The 13157-nt window shown below is 41.5% G+C and carries 14 protein-coding genes; 3 read left to right on the top strand and 11 right to left on the bottom strand.

The window, feature by feature from the left end:
• Positions 1 to 102 precede the first annotated feature (102 nt).
• Positions 103 to 1008: an alpha/beta fold hydrolase gene (locus ACFEL9_RS25140; RefSeq protein WP_385895894.1), complete on the top strand. Its 906-nt coding sequence runs from the start codon at positions 103 to 105 to the stop codon at positions 1006 to 1008.
• A gap of 104 nt (positions 1009 to 1112) precedes the next feature.
• Here ACFEL9_RS25140 and ACFEL9_RS25135 read toward each other — a convergent pair whose 3' ends face one another.
• Positions 1113 to 2003 carry a helix-turn-helix domain-containing protein gene (locus ACFEL9_RS25135; RefSeq protein WP_385895892.1) on the bottom strand — a complete coding sequence of 297 codons (891 nt, stop codon included), beginning with the start codon at positions 2001 to 2003 and terminating at the stop codon, positions 1113 to 1115.
• A gap of 65 nt (positions 2004 to 2068) precedes the next feature.
• Positions 2069 to 2884, bottom strand: a complete 816-nt coding sequence (locus ACFEL9_RS25130; protein ID WP_385895889.1) for an SDR family NAD(P)-dependent oxidoreductase — start codon at positions 2882 to 2884, stop codon at positions 2069 to 2071.
• A 374-nt stretch (positions 2885 to 3258) separates the two neighbouring features.
• Between ACFEL9_RS25130 and ACFEL9_RS25125 the strand changes: the two genes are divergently transcribed.
• Positions 3259 to 3573 (top strand): ferritin family protein, encoded by a 315-nt coding sequence (locus tag ACFEL9_RS25125; protein ID WP_385895887.1) that lies wholly within the window; start codon positions 3259 to 3261, stop codon positions 3571 to 3573.
• 180 nt (positions 3574 to 3753) lie between these two features.
• Here ACFEL9_RS25125 and ACFEL9_RS25120 read toward each other — a convergent pair whose 3' ends face one another.
• From ACFEL9_RS25120 to ACFEL9_RS25090, 7 genes are all read right to left on the bottom strand, one after another.
• Positions 3754 to 4140 (bottom strand): DUF4242 domain-containing protein, encoded by a 387-nt coding sequence (locus ACFEL9_RS25120; RefSeq protein ID WP_385895885.1) that lies wholly within the window; start codon positions 4138 to 4140, stop codon positions 3754 to 3756.
• Between the two features lie 142 nt (positions 4141 to 4282).
• The gene (locus tag ACFEL9_RS25115) at positions 4283 to 5371 is read right to left on the bottom strand and encodes a nickel-binding protein (protein ID WP_385895882.1); all 1089 of its coding nucleotides are present in this window, start codon (positions 5369 to 5371) and stop codon (positions 4283 to 4285) included.
• 114 nt (positions 5372 to 5485) lie between these two features.
• On the bottom strand, positions 5486 to 7039 hold the full coding sequence (locus tag ACFEL9_RS25110; RefSeq protein WP_385895879.1) for a serine hydrolase domain-containing protein: 1554 nt from the start codon (positions 7037 to 7039) through the stop codon (positions 5486 to 5488).
• An 856-nt stretch (positions 7040 to 7895) separates the two neighbouring features.
• A complete protein-coding gene (locus ACFEL9_RS25105) occupies positions 7896 to 8660 on the bottom strand; it encodes an SDR family NAD(P)-dependent oxidoreductase (protein ID WP_385895877.1) in 765 nt (254 codons plus the stop codon).
• An 85-nt stretch (positions 8661 to 8745) separates the two neighbouring features.
• Entirely contained in the window at positions 8746 to 9132 is a 387-nt protein-coding gene (locus tag ACFEL9_RS25100) for a helix-turn-helix domain-containing protein (protein WP_385895874.1), read from the bottom strand.
• Between the two features lie 66 nt (positions 9133 to 9198).
• Positions 9199 to 9687, bottom strand: coding sequence for a DinB family protein (locus ACFEL9_RS25095; RefSeq protein ID WP_385895871.1), 489 nt, complete (start codon positions 9685 to 9687; stop codon positions 9199 to 9201).
• A gap of 151 nt (positions 9688 to 9838) precedes the next feature.
• A complete protein-coding gene (locus tag ACFEL9_RS25090) occupies positions 9839 to 10225 on the bottom strand; it encodes a DUF2147 domain-containing protein (RefSeq protein WP_385895869.1) in 387 nt (128 codons plus the stop codon).
• 265 nt (positions 10226 to 10490) lie between these two features.
• Here ACFEL9_RS25090 and ACFEL9_RS25085 point away from each other — a divergent pair, with 265 nt between their 5' ends.
• Positions 10491 to 11174 carry a murein L,D-transpeptidase catalytic domain-containing protein gene (locus ACFEL9_RS25085; RefSeq protein WP_385895867.1) on the top strand — a complete coding sequence of 228 codons (684 nt, stop codon included), beginning with the start codon at positions 10491 to 10493 and terminating at the stop codon, positions 11172 to 11174.
• Positions 11175 to 11273: 99 nt separating this feature from the next.
• Here the strand turns inward: ACFEL9_RS25085 and ACFEL9_RS25080 are convergent, their stop codons facing one another.
• Together ACFEL9_RS25080 and ACFEL9_RS25075 are read right to left on the bottom strand one after the other, a co-directional pair.
• Positions 11274 to 11867, bottom strand: coding sequence for a hypothetical protein (locus tag ACFEL9_RS25080; RefSeq protein ID WP_385895864.1), 594 nt, complete (start codon positions 11865 to 11867; stop codon positions 11274 to 11276).
• 149 nt (positions 11868 to 12016) lie between these two features.
• Entirely contained in the window at positions 12017 to 13033 is a 1017-nt protein-coding gene (locus ACFEL9_RS25075; RefSeq protein WP_385895861.1) for a PAS domain-containing sensor histidine kinase, read from the bottom strand.
• Positions 13034 to 13157 lie beyond the last annotated feature (124 nt).

Genomic DNA, 13157 nt, shown 5'->3' with positions numbered 1-13157 from the left:
TGCAGAACTGTTATACCACTTTGATCCGGTGGGACCCCATTCGTTATTTTTTAATTCTTTGTTATTATAAAAAAATAAAACCTCTTCCTAAATTTATATTCCATGCAAAAACAGGTACGAAAAGGACGATGGTTGAGACGCACATTGCGTGTCCTGGTAATATTGATCGGGATGATCGTTATTGCCTGCCTCATTTTTGATCATTATGTACAGTTTCGCCGGTCTGATGAAGAACTGAATAAAATATTTACCGACCAAAGCATTGATGCCACCATACATTATTATACTTCGCATGGTCGCAGGCTGCGTTATGTGGCGGCGGGTAATGATAGCCTTCCCACCTTATTGTTTCTCCATGGTTCGCCGGGGTCCATCAGTTACTACAGCCGGCGATATAAAGACAGTGCCTTGCACGGACGATTCAGGATGTATGCGGTAGATCGGCCCGGCTATGGTTATTCCGGCCTGGGTGATCCTGAACCGTGTATTGAAAAACAGGTGGAGATGATTCGTCCCATATTGGATAGTCTTAATCGTGCCCGCCATCCAATAATAGTAGTGGGTAGTTCGTATGGGGCATCGATAGCCAGCCGATTGGCTATGGACCATCCGGGACTGGTAGATGGTTTGATATTGACAGGCCCCGCTATTGGACCCGGCCGTGAAACTTATTTTGGTATCTCGCCCTACATTGAGCACTGGTCAATGCGCTGGTTCGTTCCCCGCATTTTCCGCTCTGCCAATACAGAAAAATTGTACCACAAACAAGAGTTGGAAAAAATGTTGCCGCTGTGGAAAAATATCCGGGTGCCGGTTTATTACCTGCAAGGCGCCAGGGATGATATCGTCGACACGTCGAATGCCAGTTTTGCAAAACAGCAATTAATCAATGCTCCTTCGCTGGAGATAAAATTTTTGAATGGCAGGAAACATTTGCTGGCGCAATACGAATGGCCTGCTATCAGGCAGGGCATATTGGATATCTATGAAAAGGCCGCTAAAAAATAAACATGGGGTTTTAGGAAATCAACTTGCTTTATTAAGTTTTCACTTTTAAAAAAGCTGAGGTTTCCCGGAATGACGGGAACTATGCAGTTGACAAGGCTACTGTATTAATTCAGAAACTTTTCCCGGTACTCATTCGGACTTAATCCTACTTCTTTTTTAAACAACCGGGAAAAATAAGGCGGATTTTCAAAGCCCAGCCGGTAAGCTGTTTCGGCGATAGTGTTATCCGAACCAACTAATAAATTTTTGGCTTCATTAACAAGAAAAATATGAATATGTTCAAGAGCAGTTTTGCCCGTTTCCTGTTTTAACAGGTCGCTCAGGTAGCGGGACGAAATATTCAATTGCAAAGCCATGTCCTTTACCGTTGGCAATCCACTTTCATTCAACAAGCCTTTTTCCGCATAGTTTCGGAGAACAGTATTGAATTTTGTTACCAGGGTTCCCGACATCTCGGTGCGGTTAATGAATTGCCTTTTATAAAAACGTTGGGCATATTTCAAAATGGAATCCAGATGGCCAAGAATAATTCCTTTACTGTATTCATCCGGGTTATTATAATACTCGGTCTCCATTTTATGAAATAGTTCCCAGATGATCTGCTCTTCCCGCGGCGTCAGGTGCAATGCCTCGTTTACTTCATAATCGAAGTAGCCATATTTTTTTACTTCATTATACAAAGAATGACCCATCAAAAAATCTTCGTGAACGTAAATGATGAATCCATTTTCTTCTAATTCAAGATTACGCATGCCAACAAACTGGCCAGGCTTGATAAACGACATGGTGCCACGGTCATGATCGTATTTTGTTTTGCCATAGAGCATGGTTCCGGACTTAAATTTTTTAAACCCGATCATATAAAAATCACTCGTATGTTCGATGCCGGGGTTGGCACAGGTTCCATCGCATTTTATTAAACTAAACAACGGATGTTCCGGCGGCGGAAATCCATGTTCATTGTGCAGGTCATTTAAGCTCTTTACATGTTTCATTGGTGACAATTGAAAGCAAAATATACAGAGCGCCACCCTATATATTTTGCTTGTGATAAATCATTTTAACCGTGTGCTTTCACAGCTACATCATTCCAGCTTTCCCATTCTGCCAGTCTTTCGGTATAAACCTGTTTTACCCACGGCAAAGCTACCTTTCCAAGAAACAAACGCAATGGCGGATTGGGTGAGTCAACCAGTTTAAGAATAGCTTCCGTTGTCGCTTCGGGCTTTCCAAAAATATCTTCAGTCAAACCTTGCTGGAAGGCCTCCTTCACCCTGCTGTAAGCTTCGATCGGTTGTGCATGTACAGCTGATGTTCCGCCCCAGTCTGTTGCAAAACCATTGGGCTCAACCAATGTAATATTGATACCAAAATCTTTTACCTCAGCGGCTAGTGTTTCACTTAATCCTTCCACGGCAAACTTGGATGCATTGTAAATACCCAATGTTGGCAATGTAGCAATCCCCAGCACACTCGATACCTGTATGATATGGCCATGTCCTTGTTGCCGCATAATGGGTAGTACTGCCTGTGTCACCCACAGCAAACCAAATACATTGGCTTCAACCTGGCTTCTTGCCTCCTGCTCCGTCGTTTCTTCAATCGTACCGAATAAGCCATAGCCGGCATTGTTTATAACAACATCCAACCTGCCAAAATGTTCATGCGCCTGTTTTACTACGGCAACGGATTGTGCACGGTTGGTAACATCTAGTTGCAGCGCCAGCACGGCGTCACCGTATTTTTTAACTAAGCCTTCTAAAGCTTTTGTATTTCTTGCCGTGGCGATGACATTGTCGCCCCTTTGTAAAAATGCTTCCGCCCATATTCTTCCAAATCCGCGGGAAGCTCCGGTAATTAAAATTGTTTGTGCCATTTATCTTTTGTTTTTATAGCACAAAGTTCAATTGAGTAAGATAACCGGTTGTTATACAAAAGTCGGGAATGGTGATACATTTTGACGTTACCGGTCAAACCAGGTAACCGTTCGTTCTTTCCGGGTCGATGTGTTGATTAAGCTATTGCAACGATTAAGAGGAAAAGAATAACCGCCAGCACAGCTCCTTTGATTACATATTTCATGGTTACTTATTTTAGTCCCATAAAGAAACGAATACACAAAGCTGAAACAAATAACCTCAGTGATGAATTGACAAACCGGACGGATGAAATGTTTAGGAAATGAATCAATGAAAAAAACAGCATGGAATTTGTAACCCTTATTCCTAATTAAATATTCAAACAAACAATATGGGATTTGATCAATACCACGAGCCGCCACAGGAGTTGCCACAGCGGGTAAGGACCTTTGCCCGTATGATACAATCATTGATAGAAGAAGCGGAAGCCATTGATTGGTATGAGCAACGCTTAGCGGTAGAAAAAGACAGGGAAGCCAAAAAGATCATGATGCAAGCCCAACAGGAAGAATTCATCCACTTTGCTATGAACCTGGAATTCCTGTTGCGAAAAAAAGAAAAATGGAGAACGATCATGAAAAATATTCTTTTCAAAGAAGGTGATATTGTGGAAAATGGTGAGAAGGCAGAGAAGAAGGTTGAGTAGTTCTGTTAAATACCTGATCCATATTGATTGAAGATTGTTGATACAATTTTTCATTCCACGCATGCGCTGAGAAAAAAATTGCCCGCGAAAAGCGGGCAATTTTTCATAATCACCTATTACAAATCTGTCGCCTCATGGGCTGTTAATGGAGGTGCACCAACCCTTTGGTTGGATTAAAAGTTAGTTGGCTGTGGCCGGGCTGATCACTGAAGCCACTTCGGTAATAGAATTAGCCGGGAAGCCGCCTTTTTTTGCATGTTCCCTGATCAGTTCTTCATTTTCTGCCTTGTAAACACAGGTTATTTTATTGCCCGTTACATAACTCTGTATCCACTGAATTCGAGGTCCCATCTCTTTTAAAACAGAACAGGACTTTTGGGATATCCCCTTCAGTTCTTCGGCTGTTAATTTACCGGCATCGGGAATTTCTCTTTCAATAAGATAAGTTTTCATTGCTGTTGTGTTTTTTGTTTTGGGATTGCTTGCTGATGTCTGAGCCAGGGCGGCTGACCCTGTAAACAGGAGAATAACAACAAGCATCAGGCAGTGGTTGGTAATCTGTTTCATAACTCTTGGTTTAATAATTAAATGATACCTAAAGTTAAAAACCAGTTCTGCCGGAAGGCTATAACAAATCGTTCAACAAATGGTAAGCGGTCTGCTACAAATCATTCAAAAAATGATAAAATTAAGTCAGTCGCAACAGGCACTAATGTAATAGGTCGATATAGCTATTGGGAAGAAGGCCATACTTCTTTTTGAAGCACTTGGTAAAATAAGACGGGCTGGTAAAGCCTGAGTCGAAAGTGACCTGGGCAATATTGTGATGCTGCCTTTTCATCAGTTCCTTTGCCTTTTCAAGCCGGTACTCTTTCAGTAGTATGTTGGGGGAAAGTCCCGTCAGGGCAATTGTCTTACGGTATAGCTGCGACTTGCTCATGGCCATAGCCTGGCAAAAGTCGTCTACATCAAAATCAGCATTCTGCCAGTTTTCATCAAGCCTGGTAAACAATTGCTCCAGCAACGCTTCATCCTGCGGCGGCAGGATAAAAAATTGATTGTTGGAACGTTGGAAATAATCTTTTGATATCAGGTCCTTCACCGAAGATGTCATAGCTACCTGGAAATATTTGGCAACGGTACAAAGATGTTGGGCCATTTGTATGGTGTCACCAAACAACTTATTACTCTTCTCAATGGGCTCACCGGCATTGAGACTCATTTTAAAATCAATCTTATCTGCATCCGCCTTGTCTATATCTTTTTGAATAGCCAGGGCACAGTGTACAGCTTTGGTAGCTGAGGTAAAGGAAATAATAAAACCATTTCCGCCATGTTCGACTTCACTGCCACCATGTGTCGCAAGATATTTCCTGATGATACTATTATGCCTGTTCAGCAATTCATCGGCCTTTTCAGCGCCCAGCTTATAGCCCAATAAAACCGGGTCGTTGCTGGTTGTCACCAAAAGAATACGGAAAGACGGATCGCTAAAAACCTTTAACCCATTTTCTGAAATTTCTGCTTCTACAGGATCATATATTCTTCCCAGAAATGACTCTACCAGCGATGGACTTACTTCAATTATTTTACTAGGTATTAATCCATGAGAACGGCTATGCATCTCTTCAACCGCTTCTTTAGTGGGAGCTTCGATTAAACAAAATATGCTTTCTCTTCCTTCGTCTATCCAATAGGTCATGCAATTGCAACCATATTCTTCCTGGTGCAGAAGGTCCATCCGATGGGCCTCCGCAACGTTCCTGGCTTTTACCCCGGGAACAATGTGTACATCCATGTAGATAGGCATAATTTTTTTTAACTCTATGAAGTTAATATTTTTTTATGCGCTACCGGACGTTTCTGCTGCAGTCAAAATGAGTTTTTCAATGAACATTCCTGCAACGGCTGCTTATTGGCCCTGCTTCCCTACCAACGTTACTTTTTTATCAGGAGCAGCAAAACTATCTTTCATGTCTACCAAAACTTTATCTCCTTCAAAATGAAAGATCATTATCAACGTATGCGGGCTATCGATATACCGCAACTGCATTTCCAGCAGGGAAGCACTTTTCCAGCTGTAGCTTCCGGCTATCTGCGAGGGTGGCAGGCCCGCAAAATGTCCTTTAGCACCTGCAACCAATGATGGCCCTAATAAATCAGTAATACCTTCTATCCATTTCCCTTTTCCAAACTTCAGCAGATAAGAATCCTTTTCTGTGGTCAAACCAAGAGTGATGACATGATCTTTTTCAGTAAAGCCGATTTGAGCAACCTGTTTAGGATTCGGTTCGATTTTGAATTGTTTCCCGGAAATAACCGGTGTAACAAAAGCACTATCGGCAGCTAGAGGTAGCGGTAGTTTTAATATGGATAGTCGCTTTTTAAGAATGGCCGCATTTTTTTTATCAAGGGTAGATTTATCAACCCGCATAGCAGGTAACAGGTATTTCCAAACAAGATCGAGCTGCCCCTGCATATCATTCGTTTCAGAGGTAATGGCAATGACAGCGTCTTCTTCGGGCAATACCAACATGTATTGACCAAATGCGCCATCCCCCCGATACGAATTGTTCCGGCTACGCCAAAATTGATAACAGTAACCCTGGGCCCAGTCACTGGAATCCCTTCTTCCCTGACTGGCATCCGGTGCATTATCGACCTTAAAGCTGGTAGCTTCTTCTATCCATGCCGCAGGTAAAATTTGTTTATCGTTCCATTTCCCTTTTTGCAGGTACAATTGACCAAAGCGGGCAATATCCTCTGTCTTTACTCTTAATCCCCAGCCACCGGTGTTGATGCCCATTGGATCAGTTTCCCAATCCACCCCTTGAATACCTAATGGGCCAAACAACCGCGGCTGCAGGTAATCCACTATTTTTTGCCCCGTTAATTTTTGTACGATAGCTGAAAGCATATAAGTGGCCGCTGAGTTATACAAAAAAACTGAACCGGGCTGATAAACTATGGGTGTTGCAAAAAAGCCTTTTATCCAGTCAGTTTCCTTTGTAATGATCGGACCTGTTGGATCAGGGGCCTGACCTGCTGACATGGATAACAGATCCTTCACGCTCAATGCAGCTAAGTAATCATTAACCTTTCCCGGTAGTTTATCAGGAAAAAAAGAAATCACCTTATCGTTTACCGTCAGTAGTTTTTCCTGCACGGCAAATCCAACAGCCGTCGACGTAAAACTTTTACTCAACGAATACAAAGTGTGTTTCAGTTCAGGACGATAAGGACTCCACCACCCTTCTGCAATCATGTTACCATGACGCAAAATCATCAGGCTATGCATCTCATGTTTACTTTTATCCATCGCATCGAGAAAATCGATAATGCCTTTGGAAGAAACACCCTGGTCTTCGGGAATGCTCCGGGGTAATACGGATGTTTGGGCACTGAGTTGAACGGTCCATAGGACCAGTAATAGTAAGAATGGAATAAAACGTAGTCGTTGGTTCATTGCAGGGCTGGTTTAATAAAAATATCTATTAAATATAAATCTTTGTCAGGATACACGACACCAGCCCAAGGATGAAAAATCTAAATGTTTGTGCTACTGATGTTAAAACAAAGGAAAGAACCCGGCATATGTTGAACAATAAACACGGTTGGACGTCGTGAGATATTCAGACTAAAACCCTTTACCCACAAGCATTCTAGCAAATTGCTGGTTCTGTGAACATCTATAAACCGGGCATAGTTTGATTTCAACAGACCTGCATCTTGTTTTAGTTTTGTGCCAGAGTTGATCGTACTAGTCTCCAACTTCGAAAGCCGGCCAATAACGGGCCGCTCCTGATGGTTGCTCAACCAATTGCCAGTAAAATTATTTTATGAACAAAAAAACGAAAACTATGAAACGGTTCCTGGTTATTCTCAGAAGAGCTTTTGAAAATATGGCTTACCCGATGCCATAAGCATCATTGGCCTTTATCCAGATTTATTAATTAATCGCATTTGGATGAATATAATCGTTCATCCAGGTGACTAAAAAATTATCAATTATGCGTTTTAATACAAACGAATCAATACAAGAAAATAGTTCAGAAAAATCTGTCAATAAGCACAGGTTGTATAATCTTCTTTTTAGCGGCAGGATTACTTTGCAGGAATATCATCAGGCTCTCCGCATTTTAAATAAGAGCAGGAAAGAAAACTAAGATCTTTTTAGGGAATGATCATTAGGTGATTGAACGGTAATTATTGGATATAAGAAAAGAGAAGCAAATAAGAAGGCCCCGGTGATGCCGGGGCTTTTGATTTTCGCTTCACTAAATAAAACTTCGAAGGGCGGCTTTGCTGTTAAAAACGTCAATCTATCCATTTATACCACCACTTACTTCAATCCGCTGCCCGTTGATCCAGCCTGCTTCTTCTGTGCATAGAAAAGCAACCACGCCTCCGATATCGCTGGCATGACCAACCCTGCCCAGTGGTGACAAAGAACTGAGTCTCTCTTTCATCTGGGGATTGCTGCGAATCGCTGCACTGTTAAAATCCGTTTCAATTGGTCCCGGAGCTACTACGTTAGCAGCAATGTTTTTTGCTCCTAACTCTCTCGCCAGGTATTTTGTAAACACCTCGATGGCGCCTTTCATTGATGCATACACCGAATAACCAGGATTGGTAAATCTGGTAGTGCCAGTTGAAATATTGATGATTCGTCCACCGCTATTGATATTCGGTACCAATTTTTGGGTTAAGAAATAAATGCCTTTGAAATGAACATTTAAAAAATCATTGAACAACTCCTCCGTTACTTGTTCAAAAGGAACGGTGGCTCCCATGCCGGCGTTGTTGATCAAAAAATCAAATGAATTGACTTGCCACTTTTGTTGTAAAGTTTTCATTAGCTGTTTGGCAAAATTATCTAACGACGAAAATTCACTCATGTCGAGTTGAATGGCTGTCGCTTTCTGGCCGATTGCCTCAATAACCGCTACTGTTTCCATCGCTTCTGATTCTTTGGATCGATAGGTAAGAATAACATCTATCCCTTTTTTGGCAAGGGCCAACGCCATATCTTTTCCGAGGCCACGACTGCCGCCTGTTACTACAGCAATTTTCGGTTGTACTGACATATTAATTATTTAGAACACAAAATTCCTCGGGGCGGACTGAAGAAAATGGTGACTGCTTAAGAAAAAATGGTGAGCATTTAAGATTTTATACAGTAGAAAGATTTTCTAACCTGAATTTTTTCGGCGTCATACCGGTAAATTTTTTGAAAAACTTGGTAAAATTAGAAGGGTCATAAGTAAGGCGGATTGCTATTTCGGCAATGGATAATTTTTTGTCCAGCAACAGCTCCTTTGACACATTCACGAGCCGTTCTTCAAACAGTTCGCAGGTGGACCGGCCAGTTACTTCTTTTATTGTATGACTAAGGTGAACCGGGTGAATATGTAACATACCGGCAAAATCTCTTATCTCCAGCACTTCATCCGTTTTGCCCTCTTTGAGATCCTGAATATATTTTGATAATTCAGCCAGGTATTGCTGCACAATTTCTTTCTTTCGCCAGGATGTTATTGGTGCTGTTGATGTAAGCATAACTGAGATTAAGTTGATTTTTCCCGTTCAATTCATTAGAATATTCCCGAATAATTATTCAACAAATTATTTCAGCAAAAGCATTTGTCCCAAATGATTGGCCAGATGGTTGGTGCGGCTGATAACTACATTTAATTTATTGCGATGCGGTTCGTTGACAAAATCTTCAGGAGAAATGGCCATGTGCCGGCTAAGCCATTCATCAGCCGTACAAGCCTGGAAATGTGCCGCTAACTCCGCAGTCACTTTTTGTAGCTTTTCCTTCAACGCTGAAACAGGCGGCATTGACTGGCCCGATTTATCGGGCGTTTTAATAAAAGGCTCCTCCAATTCAGGGAACAATCGTTCTCCAAAACCCAATAACGGCAATAGTCCGTCACTGACTGCTACCAGGTGACCCAGCAAATAAACACCCGTATTTTTACCCGGTGCAATTTCTTTGGCAAATTGTTCATCTGATAAAGAGCCGATTAATTTATTAAGCTGGTTGTTTTGTGTGTCCCATGCATTGAGTGTCATTTTTACCATTAAGTCCAGTTGTTCTGTAGCTTCCATATTTTTTATTTTAAATAATCAGGGTTTTAAAACGAAAAAACAATTAACGGGAACAAAAGGTTCAGATGATTGGAAATATTTCATTCTAAATTTCCATGTTTCCAGAAGTAAAAGCGGAGATGATTGACACCTGATTGAAATGATTACACTTTCATTTAACCCGCCGGAAATATTTTTTTCTACCAATAAATTTAAACCCCTTGTAGGCGAGGACTTCAAGCGTCCCATTTGACCGGATTTTGGCAGTAGCCTGATAAGTACCTGATGATTTTGGATGATGAATTTTTCCGCCTTCCCACACCTTTTCTTCAGTAGCATATCTCAGCCCTTCCAAGATTTGAAACCCTTTAAGCCTGGCAGAATCATTGTCTCTTGTCCAGGTTATCTTCCCCAGGTATTCATCACCTGATTTGGATACTTCGATAATTAAGTCTTCCTTGGAAGTCTTTAACCATTTCCCGATAATTATATCAGCTTCTGCCTGCGCATAACCCGTAAGGGATAAAAGCGACGTCATCAGTAGAATCATCCATCTCATAGGTTGCACTCATTAATTTGTTAAGTAGTCCTACAAACCATCTGCCAGTTTTATGATCAATGAGCCATCGCATTATTCGATAGTGAATTTATCAGCCGATTTCATCCGCATGCTAATCATGATATGCTTCTGCAATCTACCACCTCGTATTATTTCTCGTAGTATCCCGACAATGGTCGCCTGATTTCTCGATGCACATTTGATAATGTGGTATTTATTCACCGGCTCCCCGGCGATTTTTTTATCTTGATCAAAATTCATTCCTATGAAAAAAACAGGTTCGTTACTGTTGTTGATGGCATCTTTTTTTCTTCTGGTATCATGCACCGCTGACAATAAAAATACCTCCACTGAAACGGCCGATGCCGGAATTAAAATAACGCAGAAATCGACAAAGGTTACTGCGAAAAAAAATAAAAAATCTGAAAAAAAGGTAAAAAAGTCTTTGTTGAGCTTAAGCAACCGGGCCAACGAGATGGCTGAATACGCAGAAAAGAAGGGTTACTCCACCGATTATTGTTTTCTGATTGATATGAGTATTCCTAGTGGCAAAAATCGATTTTTTGTTTACGATCTTGATAAAGGCGGGGTTGCCTATTCAGGTTTGGTAGCTCACGGAAGTTGCGAAGAACGCTTTCTTTCACGGGCAAGGTTCTCCAACGTTGCCAATAGTGGTTGTAGTTCTATGGGTCGCTATAAAGTCGGCGTCTTCTACAATGGCAAATACGGTGAATCATTCAAGCTTCATGGCCTTGACAACAGTAACTCCAATGCTTTTTCGAGAGGAGTTGTTATTCATGGATACGATTGTGTACCTGATGAAGAAATTTTTCCACGGGTTCTCTGTAATAGTTTAGGATGCCCGATGGTGTCGTATAATTTTTTTGACCGGCTTTCCCGTATCATCCAACGTTCAGAAAAACCAATCCTTTTGTGGATCTACCGGTAAAACGCATAATATATTTCAGCTGCCATCGTGTCTTTGTGGTTAAGATTAGTTTATTAAAAAAACAAGACCGATATGCATTCTGTCACACCGGTACAACTCCTACCCCGGCTTTTTAAATTCCTTTTGAATCCGGTAAAGCGTTTTCCATATAACAGCTGATTTTTCGAGAGGAGATGCAGTAAAAACGAGATAAGTTTTGTGGGCTGCGGTATCCAGTAAAACTTTCACTTCCAAATTTAATTTTACCGGGGCGCCATCAACAAAAACTCCAAATATATTCATCGAAGCATTGTAAACGGTTTCACTCGCACCTGTGTTTTTTTTCTTTTCTACAGCAGCAGTTATTTGGGATGTATCAATCACAAGGTTACGATCCTTTGCTGTAACACTGCACAAGCCTTTGTAATAGTTCAATAGATAATTCCGGATATCGGTTTGTGAAATAGCCGTAACATCGTCAAGTTGAACCACGAACGCATAAGTAAAATAAGCTGCTGAATCTTTGTTGAACATTCCCGGCGCAAAGCGAAGCTCCTCTGCACCTTTATATGTAATCCCAGGCGCAAATGCAGGAGGTAACGCAAATCTTTCAAATTCCCAGCCAGCGGGTCCTTTTAATAGTTGAGGTGTATGTTCCTGTGCTGATGCGGCAAAAGAAAAAGAAACGATAAAAATTGCAACCAAATTTTTCATGGCATGAAGTTATAGTTTTTAGTGTCTTCTTATATAGGAGCCGAAAGACCATACCGGCCATTTTTTTCTTTTATGACTTGATGAATTCTCATGTATAAAAAAAATTGAACCTACTACCCTAGCCCGACCGTAAAAAAATCGGGCAAAATTTAACCGCTCTTTTTTATAACCACTGAAATCCTCGTTCCTTTTCCTGTCTCGCTTTCTATACTCAGCCGGCCATTGATCGAAACGGCCAGTTGCTGCATATTCAATAACCCCGGAGATGATGAATGTCTTTTAACATCAAAACCGATACCGTCATCGGCAATGCTAAGCATGATGGTATCGGTGTTGCAATGCAGCATCACAGTGGCTGTTTTAGCTGCTGCATGTTCCATGATATTACTCAGCGCTTCCTGGCATATACGATAGAAATCGATTTTAATGCCAGCAGGCAGATCATCTTCGGTACAATGGCTGATAAACTTGCAGGGTATCCCGGCTAATACCTGAAACTCCTTGCATTCCCATTCGAGAGTGGCATTAAAACCCAAATCGTCCAGCATATTCGGCCTGACGGAAAAGGAAATTCTTCGGATCGTTCTCACCAGCCGGTCGGATAGCGACAAGGTCTCTTCTATTTTTTCCTTTACCGTTTCCGGTAAGCCGGCTTGCTGATGACCGATACCCGCAATATGGATTTTTATTGTCGCTGCCAGTTGTGCCACCTCCTCGTGTAATTCATGCGCCAGGTATTTTCTGTCTTCTTCCGCACGGCTTTTAAAGTGAGTGGCCATGCTTTTATAAGTGTGATACTTTTCCTCTGTTTCCTTTTCGCGATGCTTGGTTGCCGTAATGTCTTTTGCGATGGCAAACACGATTTTTTTATCTGGCAAAAAGACCGATGTCCATTCCAGCCAGATCACGGTTCCGTTCTTTGCAACATAGCGATTTTGAAAATTCAGCAGGGTTTTGCCCTTTAATAATTGACTTCTTTCCCTCGCTGTATAGTCCCGGTCATCCGGGTGAATAAAAGTGGAAATCGGGCAGGAAAACAATTCCTCTTTCGTGTAACCCAATTTATTGATTACAGCAGGATTTATTTTTCTGAAATAACCATCTTCTCCGGCGATGCATACAAGATCCGGCGTCATCTCAAAAAGAGCCAGCATCTCAAATTCCATATTTTCCCCGTTGTTCATAGTTCCGGTAAAAATAATACCTGGAGGCAAACTTTTCAGAAGAATGCAGGAATACTTTCCTGTTTTGAAACAAATCGGTTTTTGAATGGTAACTTAGAAAAAAAAC

Origin of the sequence: Terrimonas alba, assembly GCF_042434975.1 — a bacterium.
GTDB classification, from domain to species: Bacteria; Bacteroidota; Bacteroidia; order Chitinophagales; family Chitinophagaceae; genus Terrimonas_B; species Terrimonas_B alba.
This window is presented reverse-complemented; position numbering and strand designations above follow the sequence as displayed.